The organism is Psychrosphaera aestuarii (assembly GCF_017948405.1).
Lineage (GTDB): Bacteria > Pseudomonadota > Gammaproteobacteria > Enterobacterales > Alteromonadaceae > Psychrosphaera > Psychrosphaera aestuarii.
The window spans coordinates 2,718,737-2,738,559 of record NZ_CP072844.1 but is presented as its reverse complement, the minus strand read 5'-3'; the positions used below and the strand labels follow the sequence as shown (position 1 = coordinate 2,738,559).

The window sequence follows — 19,823 nt, the reverse complement described above, 5'->3', positions numbered from 1 at the left end:
ATCTTGCCCTACATCGCTTCAATGCGTAATTCATTTGACGATCTTTGCCTATGACCTAACAACAAAGAAACATCGACAGATTTAGGTTTCACTAACTTAAACTTAGTTTGCCAATGGGAAAATTCGCTTAAAATCTCTAATGATCGTGCACTTTGCGTTGCTTCAAAATGATCATTTATCAAGCCGCGTAAAAACTCGATATGCAACTGATTTGGCAGACTTAAAGCTTCTACATGTTGTGGATTTATTTTTTCATTAAGGGATTCATCTTCATCTAATAGATATGCAAATCCGCCTGTCATACCTGCACCAAAATTAATTCCAACTTTGCCCAAGACAACAACGGTACCGCCAGTCATATATTCACAGGCATTTTCGCCGGCACCTTCGATCACCGCATTAGCACCCGAGTTACGAACAGCAAATCGCTCGCCAACACAGCCTGCGATTATTAGCTTGCCACCAGTTGCGCCGTATAAACAGGTGTTGCCGGCCATGGCCGATTCATGCGTTTGATACGCGACACCCTGAGGCGGATGGATAACAATGGTGCCGCCAGTCATCCCTTTACCGACATAATCATTTGCATCACCAATTAGGTGTAAGTTAATACCACCCGCGTTCCAGACCCCAAAGCTTTGACCTGCGGTGCCAATAAAACTTAAGTTTATCGGATCGCCGGCCATACCTTGGTTTCCGTATTTGGCAGCCACCTCACCAGACAGTTTAGCCGGAACAGAACGGTCGGTATTTTTGATGTTGTAACAAAAGCTACCGCCAGAACGATTTGATAACGCCGATTGTGCATCCGCTACAATTTTATGATTTAAGCTAGCCGGATCCGCAGGAGGGTTTAGCTCCGATTTGTAAAGACTGTTCGCGCTTGTTAGCGACACGGAATTTAATATATTTTCTAGCGCTAATTCTTGCTGCTTGTCTGTTTGACCCTCAACTATTTCTAACAAGTCAGTGCGACCGATTAAGTCGACTAGATTGGCGACACCTAAGCTGGCCATCCACTGGCGAGTTTCTTCGCCTATAAACTTAAAGTAATTTTCAACCATCTCGGGCAAGCCAATGAAATAGCGTTGTCTAAGTTGTTGATCTTGGGTTGCGACACCGGTTGCGCAGTTATTTAAATGACATATACGTAAGTATTTACAGCCTAAAGCCACCATAGGGCCGGTACCAAAACCAAAGGTCTCTGCACCTAATATAGCGGCCTTAACTATATCTAAACCGGTTTTGAGACCACCATCTACTTGTAACCTAACTTTATGGCGTAAACCGTTTTCAACCAGCGCTTGGTGTGTTTCAGCTAAACCCAGCTCCCAAGGACTACCTGCGTGTTTTACTGAAGTTAAAGGGCTGGCACCTGTACCGCCATCAAAACCAGAAATGGTAATTAGATCAGCATTGGCTTTGGCGACGCCAGTTGCGATAGTACCGACACCAGGCTCAGAAACTAATTTTACCGATATTAACGCGTTTGGATTAACTTGTTTTAAATCGAAGATAAGTTGTGCCAAGTCTTCAATTGAATAAATGTCATGATGCGGTGGCGGTGAAATTAAGGTAACGCCCGGAATCGAAAACCTAAGCTTAGCGATTTCAGGACTGACTTTTTCTCCTGGTAATTGACCACCTTCTCCTGGTTTTGCTCCTTGTGCGACTTTAATTTGAATCACATCGGCATTTCTTAAGTAATGTGGAGTTACACCAAATCGACCTGAAGCAACTTGCTTTATCCGAGAGTTTTTCAACGTCCCGAAGCGTTTTGGATCCTCACCGCCTTCACCTGAATTTGAATAACCACCAAGTTTATTCATAGCGATAGCCAAGGCTTCGTGCGCTTCAGGACTTAATGCGCCTATGGACATAGCAGCAGAGTCAAACTTCGGAAACAGAGCACTAACAGGCTCAACTTCATCTAACGGAATACTTTTACAAGAGGTAAGCTTAAACAAATCTCTAAAGTGGCTGGCAGGGCGATTATTTACAGCATCAGCATATAACTGATAGTCGTTGCTATTGCCACTCTGTACTGCTTTTTGCAATAACTGAACAACATCAGGATTGTAAGCGTGATACTCCCCACCATGCACATACTTTAAGTATCCACCATGCTCCAGTTCTTTGCGGGCGAGCCATGCATACTTGTTTAAGCGAATGAGGTCTGACTCAATATCTTTAAAATCGGCGCCACCCACTCGACTGACAATATGCGGAAAGCATAACTGCATTACTTTGTTGCCTATGCCGATTAACTCAAATAGGTTTGAGCAGCGATAACTAGCAACCGTCGCAATGCCCATTTTCGACATGATTTTCAACAAGCCTTTATTTAGACCTTTTCGGTAGTTACTAATTGCTTGTTTGGCACTTAATTGAATATCACCGTTTGCTACATATTGCTCGACGGTTTCATATGCAAGGTAAGGGTACACAGCCGTTGCACCAAGACCGATTAATACCGCGAGTTGATGGGAGTTACGAACGCCGCCAGACTCAACAATAATATTAGTATCGCAGCGAAGCTGACTACTTACGAGCACTTCTTGCACAGCACCTAACGCTAGCGGTGCGGGAATAACCAATTGCTCTTGCGTCGGGTTTTTATCGGATAATATGACAATGACGGTTTGATGTTCTTTTACAGAATGCGCAACTTTTTTGCATAAACTCTCTATTGCCTGTTGTAACGAAAATTGACTAGCGTTGTAGCACAAGGCAAACGTCTCGGTTCGATAATGTTCTTGATCAAACTCTTTTAGTTGCTTTAGGTCTGTGTACATTAATACCGGCGAATCAAATAGAACTCTGTCGGCATAACCTGACGTTTCGGCAAATACATTTTGTTCACGACCTATACAGGTTGCTAATGACATGACATGGCTTTCGCGCAAGGGATCTATCGGTGGATTTGTAACCTGGGCGAATTGTTGACGAAAATAGTCGTATAGATCGCGAACTTTATGTGACATCACGGCCATTGGCGTATCATCACCCATAGAGCCAGTGGCTTCTTGGCCATCACAAGCGAGTACTTTTACTACTTGTTCGATTTCTTCATAAGTATAATTAAAAAGCTTATGTAAGATCCGTTGTTGCTTGTCATCGTACAGCCGGGTGCCAATTTTATCAGCAGCATAATCTTCAAACGGTACTAAGTGACGAATGTGCTGCTCTAGCCATTCATTGTATGGGTGGCGATCTTTTAAGTCATAATCAATTTCATCCGAATACCAAACTTTACCGTTATAAGTGTCCACCGCTAACATTTCACCTGGCCCAACTCGACCTTGCTCAACCACCTCGTCAGGAGTGTAGTCCCAAATACCCGACTCTGAAGCGAGCGTTAACAACTTGTCTTTTGTAATAATATACCGAGCAGGGCGCAAGCCGTTTCTATCTAAGTTACAGGCTACATGGCGACCATTAGTAATGACTATGCCTGCAGGGCCGTCCCAAGGTTCCATATGCATGGAGTTAAACTCGTAAAAGGCTTTCAATTTTTCATCCATTTGAGGATGCTTTTGATAGGCAGGTGGCACCAATAATCGCATTGCTCTGAATAAGTCCATCCCACCGGCGAGAAATAACTCCAGCATGTTATCTAGGGATGCACTATCGCTACCTTCATAATTTACAAACGGTGCGGCTTCTTTTAAATCAGCAATTAATGGCGAGTGAAACTTATATTGCCGTGCTTGAGCCCATTGACGATTTCCTTTTATCGTATTTATTTCGCCGTTGTGTGCGAGAAATCTAAACGGTTGCGCCAGTTTCCATTGAGGCGTGGTATTCGTAGAAAACCGCTGGTGGAATACACAAATTGCGGTAGACATTCTAATGTCAGAAAGATCTAAGTAAAAGTCTGCCAAGTCCTTCGGCATGACTAACCCTTTATAAATAGTAACTAAACAGCTTAAGCTAGAAATATAGAAATCGGTGTCATGAAGCATCTGTTGTTCAATTCGTCGTCGTGCCATGTAAAGTCGACGCTCAAAGTCTTTTTTACGCCAGCCTGGCGGAGCGTTAACAAACACCTGCTGGATGTCCGGCAAACTTTCTGTGGCAATTTCACCAAGTATATTTTTATTCGTTGGGACTTCACGCCAACCAACTATTTGTAGTGTTTCTTTTTCTAGTTCTTTGACGATGATCTTTTTTGCTTGCTGATTAAGGAGAGGGTCTTGGCTAAGAAAAATATTACCAACGGCATATTTTTTACCAAGCCTCCAACCATTTTGCTCTGCCACGGCCGTAAAGAACTGATCGGGTTTTTGCATCAACAAACCGCATCCATCACCGGTTTTACCGTCGGCCGATACGCCACCTCTGTGTTGCATGCGAGCGAGACTGGTAATAGCGGTTCGAATAATTTTGTGACTTGGCTCACCTTCTAAATGCGCAATTAAGCCAAAACCACAATTGTCTTTTACCCAACGTTCGTCATGCAGTGCAGTATGTTTGATATTATTCAAATGAGAACCTCACATATATCGCAACACGTTTATTTATCTAACTCAGTATAGCTATAAAAGTAGAAGTGACCCCGAGATGAAAATACAGCTAGCGATGCTAAATTAGATAGGATGTTGTGAATATAAATTCATTAATTTTAAATAATCTATCTTGTGGCGATGGTTAAATCAAGAGGATATTAGTATTAAAACTCTAAATTTTTGTAATTTAACTACGAATTTAATCCGTAACATATACGGTTTTACTTGATTTTACTTGGTTTGTTGCGAGGTTTTATTTTAATTTGTACTTTAAAAACAAAATTTGGTCATAAAAAAAGCAGCTAGTGATGGGTAGCTGCTTTCATCATTGTCTAAATAATTTATTTAGATGAATATCCGCCTTCAATACCTTTACTGGCCACTGATACAGCATCATGTGCATGCAAAGATTCATAATGATTAACTCGTAACCAAAAGTCCTTGTAGCCTTCAATGTTGTTTAATGCCGCTTTAATACGACGACCTGCATCTTCACAAAACATTAAGTTTTGACCATTTAAGCGGGCAAATTCTTGCTCATCTTCACGTTTAACCGCTGCTTGAACCGGCGTTTTAAGAGCAAACTCAATAGCGTCAACTAAATCAACAATTGGAAAGTCAGTAACGGCTTCTGAAAGTTTAACTTTGACTTCTGCAATTGAACGTTGGCTATGCGGAGTTGCGACGATGCCTTCAGTAGAGCCTAACCAAGCATGAACGGTTTCAGCATCAACTTTAGCTTGTCCATCAAATGTCTCGTTGAATTTGTTTTGAATAAGCTGACGAGCTAGTGCTGCAGAACAAGGGCAAGTTGATGAGTAAGGTACTTTTACAGCAAGTTCAATATCTAATAGACCGTCTGTTAAGTTACCAGTAATTACGACTGGGTAGGCTTTCCAACCTAGTTTGCCACTAATCAGTGACTTACGGCGCATGTGATAATCAAATTCAAATTTAAGGTGCGCAGCATTTGAAAGGTCGTGATGACTTTCAATAAAGTTAGTAAGCAGCGTTTGTAGGTTTTTAATATTTAACGCACTCTCAACTGAAAGCTCATCTAGCATTAAATACAAACGAGACATGTGAATGCCTTTAGCTTTTGGCTCTTTAAGGTTAACAAACGCTTCAACCAGCGCTGAAGTCGGACGAGTCTCACCTTGCATCTCAACCATTAATGGCATTTCAATGTTGCTCATCCCTACCCAATCAAGCACACCTTCAGTTTGGGCTTTCGCTTGATTTGCAATATCTGGCATTTTAGTTGGCATGTAATCTCCAAATTTTAAACAACAAAAGCCCTCATGTGTCATAGAGAGGGCTGTATATAAAGGTAATTCGCTTATAGTGTCTATTTATACCACACTTGCACGGTTTAATTAACCAAATAACCTAGTGTTTTACTCAACTTTTTACTATAAGGTTCAAAAAAAAATTATAAGTGTGGTAGTGTTGCAATTGGAGCACATATTTCATTTCATAGGGTAGTGATTAAAATGTTTTGGGACTTAAAATTAACCTCATATTTATTATTGGTTTTTTTAGCTTTTTCCAAGGTAGGTAATGCCAAAGAATTTCAAACAATCCTTATTGGTGGTGGCCTAAACGTCTGTTCAAGTGTTCAACCTGAAAACTGCCTTACTCCGCTGTCTACTAACGAAACGCATCATACTCAGCATAGCTATATATTAAGTGCTGAAAATATTAAAACCCTAACTGCGTTATACAAGGCAGATGCTGCATTACATAATTTAGAAATGGATATTTTTATTAGCAACCTCAATAAATATCCACTGCAAAAAACAATGGCTTATCCAGAAAAAGAACTTGCTCGTGTTTTTAGAAATACAGGAGTCGGCGAGTCTACTGATCTAAAAGATATTCAATGGCAAATGATTTTGGATGTACTTCAAGATACCGTTATTAATCGTCGTTTTTTACAAAAAGACCAATACAAGAATGCCAAGGTTGACGTTTTTAATAGCAAAAATGTTTTTGTTGCTAAAGCGTTTCGTCAGTTTATAGATAGCGTAGATGGCGACAATATTCTTATCGTAACTGCCGCTAATCGAGACGCGTTTGAAGACGTTTATTGGTTAATAAAAACTTTTGAGCAGTTTGATGTAGATGCTAAATGGTTGCCGCTTGATGCCGCGTTAAATGCGGTTTGGAAAGAGAGCGGACTAAATGACGATGAAACATTAAAGCAGGCTTGTAGCAACCTAAATTCAGTAAGACATAAAGTGTCCAAGCGCTATTTTAGAGATAAAATCTATGGTGACCTGAGCGAACAGTTACTTGATGTTTGTAACTCTCCAGAAGACTTAGTGGAATTAATCGACGACGCCAATGGTATTTACTTCCATGATGGAGATCCAGAGGTGTTATTAAATAGCTTTATGTTCAGCGATATTGAGGCTAATCCAGCTTGGTTGACCATCATGAAAAGGCACCAACAAAATAAACTAACGTTAGCATTTAATGGTGGTTCAATTAGGGCGATATCTGGAAAAGAAGGACGTAATGCATTTGTTGTAAAAGGGCGCAGTGAAGATGTGTTGATGTCGGGTTACCAAATTTTAAGTGATGTTACTAATATTGGCTCGGTACATATTCAAAATTCTCCAATACTCAGTTTAGCGGGATTAGACTTGTTTTCAGGTATTAGCTTTGACAATAGTTTCGGTGACCTGAGTAATCAAGGTCGCTTGTTGTCATTATTAGCGATGATTAGAGTGCCTTACGGGATTGGTATTGACGAGCGCACCGTGTTATCAATTGCTAACAAGAAAGATACGTTGACGTTTTCCGTAAGCGGTGAGGCCGGTGTTACGTTTTTGGACAATACCGCGGGTAAAGCTATCGCTTTGGCACCTGCAAAATTTGACCATTTACAGATGAATTACTTAACTCAGGACGATGTTGCTGAATTAAAAGAGAATAAACTTATTTTTGATTTCGCAAACTGGAAATATAGCTCAAACCGCTTCTCTCAGCCGGTCGTTCAATCAGGTAGCGTGTTTCGACCAGAGGGGTTTTCTAAAACGATGTATATGCTGTGCACTACCGGCGCCAAAAAGGCCGTATTAAAACATATAGAGTTAGGTAAAGGGCACATAATGACAGTGGAGAAGTTACCGCATTCAGCGTCTGTTTCAGGAAGTAGAAATGTAAATGGAGAAAATTACGGATACTGTTCTTATCGAGGTTACAATATTTCGATTGAGCCGAATTAGCGCTATGGCCTCAAGTCTGAGTTTCTTATTAATTGGCTATTAACTAAGATAGCAGAACGCTTCAAATTTTTTCTACTGAAACTTAAAACCGCTTCTTCATCTTGATAGGTGATGCTCGAGATATGCCCAGTTTCCCTTAACTCAACAGAATTACTAACCGTTAGGACTAGCTTAGATAACTCTTGGAACAAATCTTTATCGTCCGCTGAAGATGGTGCCGAATATATTACGTTACACATCTTGGGGTCTATTTCAGACGGGCTTTGCCATTTACTTACTTTTATCTTTGTCTTTAATTGATTGTTCTTCTGTTGATCTAAAAGCACTTTGGCGACACCAAAACTGTTCTTTCCAACAAAGCAATACTTAGGAATGTCCGAAGAGCTAGGAAAGTCGACAAAAAAATATAATTTGTAGATTAAGGCTGCTGTTTTAGAGACGTTTATCGCGTCGACATTTACCGTCTGATCTGAATAGCTCTTATAGGGCAACAGCAAGACTAATAGTAGTAAACTTAATTTAGTCATGGCTATTCTCCTGCAAATAAGCAGGAAACTCTATAGTAAACTGGGCACCACTAGTTAGCTCACTAACAACCGAAATATTGCCTTTTAAGGCTTGAGTCACTAAGTTATATACTAAGTGCAAGCCAAGACCTGAACCGCCCTCTCCGCGAGATGTAGTTACAAACGGATCAAATACTTTTTGTTTTATCTTTTCCTCAATTCCACAGCCGTTATCTATAAAGTTAACGATACACTTATCTTTATTAAGCGTAGCATTAATTGTTATTTGCCCTTGCTCCATCGCTTTAAACCCATGAGTGATGGAGTTCATTATTAGGTTGATGATGATTTGATTTAATGGCCCTGGCTTAGTTTTAATCGTTAAACTTTCATCACAATTAATCGTTACTATGTGCCGGTATTTTTTTAAAGTCGGCTGCATAGAATTTATAATTTCGTCCAAGTACTCATGCAGTTTTATTTCTCTAATAACACCAGCAGTTTGATCAACCGCCACTTGTTTGAATGAACTGATTAAGTCCGCTGCTCGGGTTAAATTTCGATAAATGATTTGTGTGTTTTCCCGACTGTCACTTAAAAAGCTCGCAAGTTGGGCAGCGCTGAGTGTTTTATCATCCAATTTACTTTTTATATCGTCAATTCTATCTGACAGCATTGTTGAAGCTGTAACACCTAACCCAATTGGGGTATTTACTTCATGGGCAACCCCCGCAACCATTTGGCCTAAACTTGCCATTTTTTCTGATTGAATAACCTGAGATTGATATTGGTGTACTTGCTCTAAAGCATTGAGTAATTCTTCGTTAGACTCACGTAATGCTTTGGTTCGAAATATCACCTTTTCTTCCAAGTTTTGATTTAGTTGAGTGATTTCTTGTTCAGCCAATGAAAATCGTCTTATTTGCTGAGCTATTTTTATCAAAAGCTCATTTACAGCGTCTGCGATGACACTAATCTCATCAAAGGGAATAGGCGATACTTTCTTTTTAAATTCTTGATCTTGGCTAGCACTCTCAAGCTCTTGAACAAAATTATTAATGGGTTTTAGTACTCTATTTCGTAGTGATTGCGCAATTAGAAAGGCCAGTAAGGCGACAAAAGCAATCACTAGCAGATTAATTTTGAGTAAATCGTAGAGGTTATCGTAATAAGCGGTAAGTCGAGTACGTATATATACATGGCCAATTACGTCACCGATTTTAGGATCTTTTATTGCCATCGCGTATTCTAAGTAGCCATTATTTATCCTAGCTTTGTTTAGGTATGTTAGGCGCTCGATTTGCGTAGATACAGGTAACACGCCGATTTTGTTGTAACTCGCAAAAAACTTTAAAGCCTCTTTACTAGCGTCTATTTTATAGATATGTACGTTAGCGATTTCGGAGATATTGTTCAGGGTAGATAGAAATTCGTTCAAACCTTTTCTAAGATCAAAACTGATAGGCACAACTGAATTATAAGCAACTATTTCGCTGATAGTTTTTGCTAAGTACGCTGACTCGCCCTCTAACCGTTGTTTGTAAACATAAGTGGAGATAGAGACTGAAATAAAAAGAGTTGCAATGCTAACGAGCAGAATTGCACGGTTTATTGCAGACTTCAGAGAGATGCTACGTTTGTATTGTTTCATAACTTAGGCTGATACGCAGTTAACTAAGTGTAAGTTGTAATTTGATACGTACAAAAAAGAGTCACTCGCGATTATTATAAATAGTGGCTATTGTTAAGAATAGTCTTAAATATGAATAAATAAAGTGTATTTAACCTTTTGCTTTAATTATTTTTTTTGCGAAAAAGGTTGGTTGTTATGCGTAGAAAACAAACAACTTCCTACGCATAACAACAAGGACTATCTGATGTGGTAAACCGAGAATCGTTTGTTGTTTTCCACGGTGTTTGCAGCCTTCAAATATTTTTTAAATAGAGGCGGGTAAGGTAAGAACGAGTTTGCAACTATCCACATTTCGTATTTAGACTTAATGAGCTTTGCGCTGTTCTTCAAAAATAAATCAACAATTGAGTAGTCTGTCTGTAAACCTGTATGAAACGGCGGGTTTGAGACAATAAAGTCAAACTGGTTGCTCTGATTCATAAGATTCGATAGGCCGTTAGAATGAATGGCCGTGGCGTTACTACCGTTAATTTTAAAGGTTCTATTACTGCTCTCTACCGCTAATGCGTCAACATCAATCGCGACTATCTCATTGTCATTATTTAAGCTCAGTGCTGCGGAAATTACCCCACAACCGCAACCAAAGTCGATTCCTTTACCGTTAACTGCAGTCATACTCTTTAACAGTAATTCAGTGCCATTATCCAAACGCTTAGCACTAAAAACACCAGGCAACGAGGCTAAGGTTAAGTTTATGGTAGTCCCAGCAAAATCAATGTCTAAGTTTACTTCTTTAAACCAAGAGTCCATGGATTTGGTACACGCTTTATTGTTAAAAGTAGCTGTAAAAAGCATACAGTGACGCGCCGAGTCGAGTTTCTTTATCCCGTCAGAAAAGGGCTTTAACGCTTTGTCACAACTTTTAACGCCACCTTTCTTTTCGCCAACAATAAATAGCTGACCGTCTTGCTTTAACAATTGACTGGTCATAGACAAGTAGTAATCAAATCTTTGTTTGGCTTTAGGGTAGTAAATTAAAACAGCATCAAATAAGCCTACTTGCTCGCTCGTCAGCCATGCTGATTTATGTACGGGTAAGGAATCTTGCGACGCAATATTAATATTTGAGAGTTGTTCTGCAGTATCAATATAAGGCGTATAAACGGTCCAGATTATATCAGGTCTAAGTGCCGAAAATTCTTTGATAGCCTGATCAGGAAGTGCATCAATAAGCAACACCTTGCCAGAAGGAAGGTGTTCAATATTTCTGACTATAACTTGGTTTTCAGGTTGCATCGTGTTACTGGTTGATGCCATTTTATTTCACTCGTTCAAACATAATATCCCAAACACCATGACCTAGTCGGTGTCCGCGCTGCTCAAACTTAGTTAATGGGCGACTATCAGGACGTTCGACAAATACACTAGTGGCATTTTCATCACTATTAATTTTACCAGCAATATTCTCAAACGAATCTGCGGCGTCCATTACCTCGATCATATGCTCAGAGTAGTTTTCCCAGTCCGTAGCCATATGAAATACGCCGCCTATTTTTAATTTTGTACGTAGGCTCTCGACAAATGCTGGTTGAACAATACGACGTTTATGGTGGCGAGTTTTGTGCCAAGGATCCGGAAAAAATAACTGTACGGTTTGCAGCGATTCATCGGCAATGCAGTCGCGCAAAATTTCAATGGCGTCGTGATTGTAAAGTCTTAAGTTTGTTACGCCAGCTTCATCTGCAGACGACAAGCAAGCACCAACACCGGGTAAGTGAACCTCGATGCCGATAAAATTTTTATCAGGGGCGTTTTTAGCCATCTGAACTAAAGAGGCGCCCATACCAAAGCCAATTTCAAGAACAACTGGATTGTCGTTGCCAAACACATCAACAAAATCTATCAAGCCGTTTGTGTGTTCTAAACCCATTGTCGGCCAAAACTGATCAAGTGCTTTTTGCTGACCTTTGGTCAATCTACCTTCACGTTTTACAAAGCTTTTAATGGTACGAATGTACTTGCCTTCGGCTTTTGCTTGTTCGGCAGTTTTACGAGTATTGTCAGTCATGATTTCTTATGTTTCGTTGTGTTTGGTTAAATTTGGCGCGCATTATCTTACAGCAACGCATGGGTCTCAAGCGGTTTACGCCAATTAATAAGATTATTTGTTATAGTGTGCGCTATTTAAAAATAGCGAATAATGGCAAAAATAACAGTTATGACTGAATTAACAACGTCTCAATCACAATGGTTTTCTAGGCAAGTGCTTGATTGGTACGATAAGCATGGGCGTAAACACCTGCCATGGCAGCAGGACGTAACTCCATACAAAGTATGGCTATCAGAGGTAATGTTACAGCAAACTCAGGTCACAACCGTTATCCCTTATTTTGAAACCTTTATTCAGCGCTTTCCAAGCATTAACGATCTAGCAAACGCCAATGAAGACGAAGTTTTACACTTGTGGACTGGCTTAGGTTATTACGCAAGGGCGCGAAATCTTCATAAAGCTGCGAAAAAAATTCGTGATGAATACAAAGGAAAGTTCCCCGAAACCTTTGAAAAAGTGATCGACTTACCCGGTGTTGGACGCTCCACCGCTGGCGCTATCTTGTCGTTATCATTACAACAGCATCATGCAATTTTAGACGGAAATGTAAAGCGTGTGCTTACTCGCTATTTTGCTGTTGAAGGGTGGCCGGGTAAAAAAGCGGTAGAAAATGAATTATGGTCCTATGCGGATCAGTTAACGCCTCGTTCACGTCCTGGTAATTTTAACCAAGTGATGATGGATATTGGCGCTACCGTATGTACACGAAGTAAGCCTAAATGCAGTGTGTGCCCGCTATCAGAGCAGTGTGTTGCTAAATTAGAGCAACGCCAAAGTGAATTTCCATTTTCAAAACCTAAAAAAGATAAACCAATTAGGTTTGTTTATATGCTTATGTTGAATCACCATAATAGTGTGTATATGTATCAACGACCAAGTAGTGGAATTTGGGGAGGACTTTATAGTTTCCCTGAGTTTGAAGACTTAGTCGCAATGCAAACGTATCTAGATAGTATTGGATTAACGGACGTGGATATCGACTTTCAAGAGAATAAGCTGTTTCGACATACATTTAGTCATTATCACCTTGATATTCAACCTATCTTATTGCCAGTACCAGACATGGCGGATATACCACTGGGAGTCTCTGAGCAAACTGAAATTTGGTTTGACGCTACTAACATAACGGATACCAAAGTTGGCTTGTCGGCAGTGGCTAAGAAGTTGTTACAAGACTTATAGTTAAAACTCGCTAGCATAAGCGGATTAACCTTATTACAATGTGTGTAACTGAAATTAAATAAAAAGTGAAACTCAAATGGCACGTCAAGTTTATTGTGAATACTTAAAAAAAGAATCAGCGGGATTGGACTTCCAGTTATATCCAGGTGAAATCGGCACTCGAATTTTTAATAATATTTCAAAAGAAGCGTGGGCAGAGTGGCAAAAGAAACAAGTAATGCTGATCAATGAACATAAGCTGTCAATGATTAACCCAGAGCATCGTGAGTTATTAGAAACAACCATGGTCGGCTTTTTATTTGAAGGTAAAGATGTTGAAATTGAAGGTTATGTACCTAAAAAATAGGGCATAAACCTTAGCAACTACTTTTGATCTAAATTAGCCTGATAAAGCTCGAACGTTTTATCAGGCTTTTATTTATTTATACTCTTCATTCACGTAGTTGATAACTTCGTTAAATTGTTTTTGAATAGTAGTTAACAAATCATTCAAATCCGCTCTTTCAAGCGACTGAACATCGCTCTCTAGTGTTTGTGAAGAATTAAACAAAGGCATTGCACCGACACTTTTTGACATCGATTTAAATTGGTGGGCAAGGTTTTTAATATTGTCACGCTCTGAGTTTTCCGCAGCAAGGTTGATCTTATCAATCAGCTCATTTCCCCTAGCCTTGAACATGTCTAAATATTTACGATGACGTTCTTTGTCATTACCAAGATAACTAACTAATACGGATTGTTGTATTGGCTCACCATTTTCCTCTAGGGATATTGCGCGCTTTGTTCGGGTTGTTTCTTTTAAAAGTTGAGTAGATTCACTTTCTTCGATATTGAGCCATTTTTTCATAACAACTTCGAGATCATTAAGCTCTAACGGTTTTGTTAAATAACCGTCCATACCTAAACTAATACATTTTTGTTCTTCGCCTTTTAATGCATTGGCCGTAATTGCCACGACACGAGTAAAGTTGTCACTGGAACTCTCAGGGCCTTCTTCTCTAATTGCTTTTACAACATCATAGCCACTTTTATAAGGCATATGCAGGTCGGTAAGTACTAACGGATAATGGTTTTTTCGCCACATTTCTATCGCTTCTTGTCCGTCATTTGCGACTTCAACGGCATAGCCCAACATATTTAACTGTTCGGTAATAACTTGTTGGTTCATGGTGTTGTCTTCAGCAAGCAATACCAATTGATTTGCTTTTCTCGCATCTTCAATAGACATAGCTTGGATCGTTTTTATGCCTTCGTCTTTTGGTGCTTCAGGGTCGTGCTTTTTATTGTCAGAAACGTCTTGAATAAGCTCAAGTAAGTTACTTCGACAAAGCGGAGTCGCATGCATGTACCATATTCTGTCATGTTCTTGAACTTGATTTTCAATGGCATTACTCAACACTAAAAACTTAGTTTTTAGTAGACTTGGATTTTCAAGTAAGTCATACACTAAGTTTAAAGTCTCATCGTGCTGAATTGTTGCGTCTATGACCCAAATAGATTGGTGAGACGGTTCAAAGCGGTAATGTTCAATGATTTGCTTTAAGGAATCTGACGTATGGCAAACCTCAACATTCGCTTGGTAATGTTTTACGTAAGACTCCATTGCAGCGATATTGTGGTAATCACTTGAAAAGCAAACTAAGTCTAATTCAGAGAAGTCGTAGTTTGGCGTAGTAACTTTGTCGACACTGGAGCGAAGCGGTAGTGAAACGGTAAATTCTGAACCTTCACCAAGTTCAGATTTTACATCTATATGTCCATACATAAGGTCAGTTAAACGCTGGCATATAGTTAATCCCAAGCCTGTACCACCAAACTGGCGAGTGACCGAACCTTCAGCTTGGCTAAATGGCTGGAACACATAATTGACTTGTCGGTCCGTCATGCCTTTACCATTGTCTATAACGCGCAGTACAACGTTAGTAAATTCCAAGTTTTTCTCGCTGATCTCTGCTCTAATTTGTACAACACCTTTTTTTGTTGTAGAGGTATTGGTAAATTTAATGGCATTCCCAGCAAGGTTAAATAAGATTTGTCGAATTCGAATTGGGTCGCCCATTAAGCTCTCGCTGATAGCAGGGTCACAATATAATCTAAGTTCTATATTTTTTTGTTCTGCAACAGACAGGAGAGTGCGTCCTACCGCTTCTACAATTGAGTTAATGGACATAGGTATGCTTTCTACTTCAAGTTTACCTGCTTCTATTTTTGAAAAGTCTAAAATGTCATCAATAATTCGTAATAGGGAAAAGGCCGACTCACGAATTGTATCGGATAACCTGAATTGATTCTGATTCAGGGTACTTCGGCGCAATAAATCGATAGAGCCAATAATACCATTCATCGGTGTTCTTATTTCATGGCTCATGGTCGCTAAGAATGTCGATTTAGACTCATTAGCCTGTTCCGCTTCTTCCATTGCCATTCGCAAAGCGTTGGTACGCTCATTGATTTTACTTTCCATCTCTTGTGCTAGCTTGTCATTAGCAATATCTAACTCGATATTGTCTTTTCGCAAACTGTCGACTTTTTTGAATAGGCTATTAATGGTTGCGGCTAGAATAGCAAATGGCCCAAATCGTTTCGGAGCTAAACGTTTATCAAATTTTTCTTTATTAAGGATTAAGTTCGTTTCTGATATGAGTGGCAGGCTGTCCCGGTTCACGCTCGAGTTGAACATAGAGACTAACAAGCGAGTTAAAACTATCGCACCAATAGTAGAGATAATAAATAAAGTGAAAATAAAGCCGATATCAGCTTTTTGTTTCAGCATGGTACCAATTAATAAACCAGCCTCTTCGCCATTGATGGTAATGATCTTTCTAATTTCTACCCAACTATTTAAATCGGATACGTGATTAGCGAGAATAGGGCTTGGAATGTAGCCTTTTAGCTGATTGGTACTAGCTTGTTTTATGAGCTGACCGTTTTCCATGCGATAAAGAAAAAATGCTTTATTTTGTGATTCGCCGTGAACTGCACTAATATAATGCTGAGCTTCAATTTGTTTATCGATGGACATTATTTCATCAGACATGCCTTTAGCAATAGAATTTACGTGTTTTTGTAAGTCGGTGGTGAGTTGGTCTGGTTGTAACCACTTTGAGAAGGTGTATAAACCGCCAACACCTGCCATTGTCGCTAGGCATCCGAATAACACTAAACCTATGATAAATATGTGTGTTATCCTAACAAATTTGAGCTTTTTAATTTTTTTATCCATTAATGAGTGACTTTATTTATTGATTATTATTTTGAACTAGCTTATTAATACAACTAGTTGTTCACTTTATGCATACAAATGTCCGTTAAGTAAACAATACCTCCTATAACTCAGTTTAATCAAGGTTTTTGTGCTCGTAATATGGAATATATTAATTTATTAAATAGGATTACCGCAGTAGATGATGATCCGTTCTTTTTACATTTTATAGAAGATAAATTCCAAGAGATTGGTCTTAAAAACGTTAACCTTTTCAGTGACCCGAACTTGGGTTTGGAAAGCTTAATCGTTAACTCTGAGTTTAATGACCTCGTATTAGTCGATTTGCAAATGCCAGAAATTGACGGCATCGCTTTTTTAAAATTGTTAGGCGATGCAGGCTATAAAGGCCAGGTAATTGTTATCAGTGGCTTTGAGTCTAAAGTTTTACAAATGGCTGAATCAATTGCGAAGCAGCGTCACTTGGCAATTCTTGGCCAATTAACAAAACCCTTTTCTGCTGCCCAGTTAAACGGACTTGTTGATCGTGCTTTATCTCGTATTATTTCAGCAGAAAACCCAGAAATGGCGGCAACTGTTGGGAATTATGACCCAGATAGTTTTGAGATAAATGATGTGACCTTGTGCCCGGTCATACAGCCGCAGATCAATATTGAAAATGAAAATATTATTGGCTACGAAATACTGTCTCGATTAAAAGCCCAAGATGGCTCTATTATTTATCCGAATCAGTTCATTAGTGATTTTGAAGAGAACGGACGTATTTCAGAGTTCAATAAAGTTTTGTTTAGAACGTCATTGGCCCGAATGGCAAAATACGAAAATATCAATTTCTCAATGAATTTATCAATGCGCGATTTAAACTCTCATCGTATTGTTGATGAAATAGATTCGTTACTTTCAGAGTTTGGTGTGCAACCGGCTAGATTGACCATTGAAATTACTGAGACGTGTTTGGTTGAAAACCTATTAACAGCCCAAGAAATAGCGACACGTTTAAGGCTGCTAGGTTGTTCGTTAGCCATTGACGATTATGGAACTGGGTATTCAACAATGAAGCAGTTGACTGAATTTCCGTTTAAGGAATTAAAGATAGATCGCCAATACATTAGTAACTGTCATAGTCATGAAGAGAATAAAATTATTATTCGCTCAACGGTAGAAATGGCAAAAGCGCTTGGCATGAGAACCGTTGCTGAAGGTGTAGAAACCAAAGAAGAGTTAAATTTCGTCAGAGAAGCTGGTATTGAAATAGTGCAGGGATATTTCTACTCTAAGCCCTATGTTTGGGCTTAGTTGCAAAAAAAACACCCAGATAGTTTAATTTATACCCATTCAGTGAAACTATTTAAAAAACTAGTTGACTTGAAAACCTAAAATCCGTTTAATACACGCCGCACCAAGTAGGACTGTTTAAAACATGAATATTTGCTGCAAGCACTTTGTGCCTCGATAGCTCAGTTGGTAGAGCAGAGGATTGAAAATCCTCGTGTCCCTGGTTCGATTCCGGGTCGAGGCACCATTCTTTAAAAGAGTGAGTGCAAGAGAAAATCCCAGCAATGGGTTGGTGTCGCCGACTTAGCTCAGTTGGTAGAGCAACTGACTTGTAATCAGTAGGTCGCCAGTTCGATTCCGGCAGTCGGCACCATTTTCTCTCTTTTCGCACATATATGTGCCTCGATAGCTCAGTTGGTAGAGCAGAGGATTGAAAATCCTCGTGTCCCTGGTTCGATTCCGGGTCGAGGCACCATTTCGTTACACTCCATAGCACCCGACACCGCATAGCACCCGACACCGCATCGAACTTAGATTATAAAATACTTCCTTGTATTTTACCCTTCGGGCCAGCTAAAGCTGTTCAAAATTGATCCTGTCAATTTTGTCCGGGTCGAGGCACTATTTCGCTACACTCAATTGCACCCGACACTCCATTGCACCCGACACCGCATCGAACTTAGATTATAAAATACCTCCTTTATTCAAAAGCATCCTTTATTTACTAAACGCCTTATATCTCATGGTAAATTTAGTTTTTACTAGCCAGTGACTATCTATTTCAGTAATAATCTCATCTTTATTTTCAAACTAGAGAATCTCAAATGAATGCTGTTGTTGTCGCCGTTTTATTAATGGTTGGATTAAGCTTAGTTAGGGTCAACATCGTTTTGGCATTGATAGTAAGCGCTTTAGTTGGCGGATTAGTTGGAGGTTTAGGTCTTTTAGAAACGGTTAACGTTTTTACTGGCGGATTAGGTGGTGGCGCCGCTATTGCTTTAAACTACGCCATGTTAGGTGCTTTTGCTGTCACTATTTCAAAGTCAGGTATTACTGATGTATTAGCGACAAAAATTATTGGGAAAATAAATGCGCAGACTGATAAAGCGGTTAGCACTGTTTGGGTTAAAGCTGGGCTGCTAAGTAGTATATTGTTGGCCGCCATTGCCTCTCAAAATGCCGTACCCGTTCATATCGCATTTATTCCTATTTTAATTCCTCCCTTATTACATGTAATGGCGCAACTTAAGTTAGACAGAAGGGCAGTAGCATGTTTATTAACTTTTGGTCTTACTGCTACATATATGTTGCTACCAGTTGGGTTTGGTAAAATATTCTTAAACACCATCTTATTTCAAAACCTAGTTGATAATGGCGTAACGATAAATGTAGAGCAATTACCTCAAGTTATGGCCATTCCTGTATTTGGCATGTTTTTAGGCCTTTGTATCGCTTTGTTGATAAGCTATCGAGGAAAACGACAATACTCAATTGAAAAAATATTAGCCGCAGAGCCTGAAAAGGTGTCAGTTAAAGCTTCCCATTTGATAACCGCCTTTGTCGCAATTGTCGGGGCGTTAGCATCTCAATTGTATACGGACTCAGTCATTATTGGCTCATTAGTTGGACTCGTTGTTTTTATCGCTGGTGGCGTTTTAAAAGTAGATGAAACACAAGACGTGTTTTCTAAAGGCGTTATGATTATGGGCGTATTTGGGTTTATTATGATTTCAGCGGCAGGTTTTGCTGAAGTATTAAAAGCCACCCAAGCAATTGATTCGTTGGTATCCGCAACAGTCAGTATGGTAGGGGATAGTAAGTTGTTAGCTGCGACTTTAATGCTCGTTACCGGCTTATTAATTACCATGGGTATTGGTTCATCGTTTTCGACGATTCCAATTATCGCATCGATATATGTGCCGCTTGCTTTGTCATTTGGTTTCTCACCGTTAGCAACGGCTGCATTGGTTGGCGCGTCAGCAGCGTTAGGCGATGCCGGTTCTCCGGCGTCAGACTCAACGTTAGGACCGACATCGGGTCTCAACGTAGACGGTCAGCATGATCATATCTGGGATACAGTAGTACCAACATTTATTCATTTTAATATTCCGCTAGTGTTGTTTGGAATATTAGCAGCCATGACTTTGTAAGTA

At 39.6% G+C, this 19,823-nt stretch carries 12 protein-coding genes and 3 tRNA genes; 8 read left to right on the top strand and 7 right to left on the bottom strand.

The features are described 5' to 3' along the window. Positions 1 to 8: 8 nt before the first annotated feature. The gene (gene gltB / locus J9318_RS12410; protein WP_244731689.1) at positions 9 to 4,487 is read right to left on the bottom strand and encodes a glutamate synthase large subunit; all 4,479 of its coding nucleotides are present in this window, start codon (positions 4,485 to 4,487) and stop codon (positions 9 to 11) included. Positions 4,488 to 4,849: 362 nt separating this feature from the next. Continuing rightward, positions 4,850 to 5,776 carry a GTP cyclohydrolase FolE2 gene (gene folE2, locus J9318_RS12405; protein ID WP_210560204.1) on the bottom strand — a complete coding sequence of 309 codons (927 nt, stop codon included), beginning with the start codon at positions 5,774 to 5,776 and terminating at the stop codon, positions 4,850 to 4,852. A gap of 225 nt (positions 5,777 to 6,001) precedes the next feature. Here folE2 and J9318_RS12400 point away from each other — a divergent pair, with 225 nt between their 5' ends. After that, complete coding sequence (locus tag J9318_RS12400; protein ID WP_210560203.1) at positions 6,002 to 7,741, top strand: type 1 glutamine amidotransferase family protein; 1,740 nt, start codon at positions 6,002 to 6,004, stop codon at positions 7,739 to 7,741. Positions 7,742 to 7,743: 2 nt separating this feature from the next. Here the strand turns inward: J9318_RS12400 and J9318_RS12395 are convergent, their stop codons facing one another. The 4 genes from J9318_RS12395 to trmB all read right to left on the bottom strand — a co-directional run bounded on the left by J9318_RS12395 (position 7,744) and on the right by trmB (position 11,948). After that, a complete protein-coding gene (locus tag J9318_RS12395) occupies positions 7,744 to 8,268 on the bottom strand; it encodes a YfiR/HmsC family protein (RefSeq protein WP_210560202.1) in 525 nt (174 codons plus the stop codon). Further along, complete coding sequence (locus J9318_RS12390; RefSeq protein WP_210560201.1) at positions 8,261 to 9,898, bottom strand: sensor histidine kinase; 1,638 nt, start codon at positions 9,896 to 9,898, stop codon at positions 8,261 to 8,263. The genes J9318_RS12395 and J9318_RS12390 overlap by 8 nt, the downstream gene beginning before the upstream one ends. Before the next feature lie 219 nt (positions 9,899 to 10,117). Beyond that, on the bottom strand, positions 10,118 to 11,197 hold the full coding sequence (locus J9318_RS12385) for a methyltransferase (RefSeq protein ID WP_210560200.1): 1,080 nt from the start codon (positions 11,195 to 11,197) through the stop codon (positions 10,118 to 10,120). Between the two features lies 1 nt (position 11,198). Then, complete coding sequence (gene trmB / locus J9318_RS12380; protein WP_210560199.1) at positions 11,199 to 11,948, bottom strand: tRNA (guanosine(46)-N7)-methyltransferase TrmB; 750 nt, start codon at positions 11,946 to 11,948, stop codon at positions 11,199 to 11,201. A 132-nt stretch (positions 11,949 to 12,080) separates the two neighbouring features. Between trmB and mutY the strand changes: the two genes are divergently transcribed. Both mutY and J9318_RS12370 read left to right on the top strand, forming a co-directional pair. After that, positions 12,081 to 13,172, top strand: coding sequence for an A/G-specific adenine glycosylase (gene mutY, locus J9318_RS12375; RefSeq protein ID WP_244731685.1), 1,092 nt, complete (start codon positions 12,081 to 12,083; stop codon positions 13,170 to 13,172). A gap of 76 nt (positions 13,173 to 13,248) precedes the next feature. Beyond that, positions 13,249 to 13,518, top strand: coding sequence for an oxidative damage protection protein (locus tag J9318_RS12370; protein WP_210560198.1), 270 nt, complete (start codon positions 13,249 to 13,251; stop codon positions 13,516 to 13,518). A 72-nt stretch (positions 13,519 to 13,590) separates the two neighbouring features. Here the strand turns inward: J9318_RS12370 and J9318_RS12365 are convergent, their stop codons facing one another. Continuing rightward, positions 13,591 to 16,395, bottom strand: coding sequence for a hybrid sensor histidine kinase/response regulator (locus J9318_RS12365; RefSeq protein WP_210560197.1), 2,805 nt, complete (start codon positions 16,393 to 16,395; stop codon positions 13,591 to 13,593). A gap of 141 nt (positions 16,396 to 16,536) precedes the next feature. On the opposite strand from J9318_RS12365, the gene J9318_RS12360 reads away from it, so the two are divergent. The 5 genes from J9318_RS12360 to J9318_RS12340 all read left to right on the top strand — a co-directional run bounded on the left by J9318_RS12360 (position 16,537) and on the right by J9318_RS12340 (position 19,820). Beyond that, positions 16,537 to 17,691, top strand: coding sequence for an EAL domain-containing response regulator (locus J9318_RS12360; protein WP_210560196.1), 1,155 nt, complete (start codon positions 16,537 to 16,539; stop codon positions 17,689 to 17,691). A gap of 150 nt (positions 17,692 to 17,841) precedes the next feature. Continuing rightward, positions 17,842 to 17,917 (top strand) — tRNA-Phe (locus tag J9318_RS12355). Between the two features lie 50 nt (positions 17,918 to 17,967). Continuing rightward, positions 17,968 to 18,043 (top strand) — tRNA-Thr (locus J9318_RS12350). 26 nt (positions 18,044 to 18,069) lie between these two features. Beyond that, positions 18,070 to 18,145, top strand: a tRNA-Phe gene (locus tag J9318_RS12345). A 349-nt stretch (positions 18,146 to 18,494) separates the two neighbouring features. Continuing rightward, the gene (locus J9318_RS12340; protein ID WP_210560195.1) at positions 18,495 to 19,820 is read left to right on the top strand and encodes a Na+/H+ antiporter family protein; all 1,326 of its coding nucleotides are present in this window, start codon (positions 18,495 to 18,497) and stop codon (positions 19,818 to 19,820) included. Positions 19,821 to 19,823 lie beyond the last annotated feature (3 nt).

What these genes read in the sequence shown, in the direction of transcription:
- folE2 (WP_210560204.1), bottom strand. Translation starts at nt 5,776, where the DNA reads ATGCCAACTAAAATGCCAGATATTGCAAATCAAGCGAAAGCCCAAACT.
- J9318_RS12400 (WP_210560203.1), top strand. Translation starts at nt 6,002, where the DNA reads ATGTTTTGGGACTTAAAATTAACCTCATATTTATTATTGGTTTTTTTA.
- J9318_RS12395 (WP_210560202.1), bottom strand. Translation starts at nt 8,268, where the DNA reads ATGACTAAATTAAGTTTACTACTATTAGTCTTGCTGTTGCCCTATAAG.
- J9318_RS12390 (WP_210560201.1), bottom strand. Translation starts at nt 9,898, where the DNA reads ATGAAACAATACAAACGTAGCATCTCTCTGAAGTCTGCAATAAACCGT.
- J9318_RS12385 (WP_210560200.1), bottom strand. Translation starts at nt 11,197, where the DNA reads ATGGCATCAACCAGTAACACGATGCAACCTGAAAACCAAGTTATAGTC.
- trmB (WP_210560199.1), bottom strand. Translation starts at nt 11,948, where the DNA reads ATGACTGACAATACTCGTAAAACTGCCGAACAAGCAAAAGCCGAAGGC.
- mutY (WP_244731685.1), top strand. Translation starts at nt 12,081, where the DNA reads ATGGCAAAAATAACAGTTATGACTGAATTAACAACGTCTCAATCACAA.
- J9318_RS12370 (WP_210560198.1), top strand. Translation starts at nt 13,249, where the DNA reads ATGGCACGTCAAGTTTATTGTGAATACTTAAAAAAAGAATCAGCGGGA.
- J9318_RS12365 (WP_210560197.1), bottom strand. Translation starts at nt 16,395, where the DNA reads ATGGATAAAAAAATTAAAAAGCTCAAATTTGTTAGGATAACACACATA.
- J9318_RS12360 (WP_210560196.1), top strand. Translation starts at nt 16,537, where the DNA reads ATGGAATATATTAATTTATTAAATAGGATTACCGCAGTAGATGATGAT.
- J9318_RS12340 (WP_210560195.1), top strand. Translation starts at nt 18,495, where the DNA reads ATGAATGCTGTTGTTGTCGCCGTTTTATTAATGGTTGGATTAAGCTTA.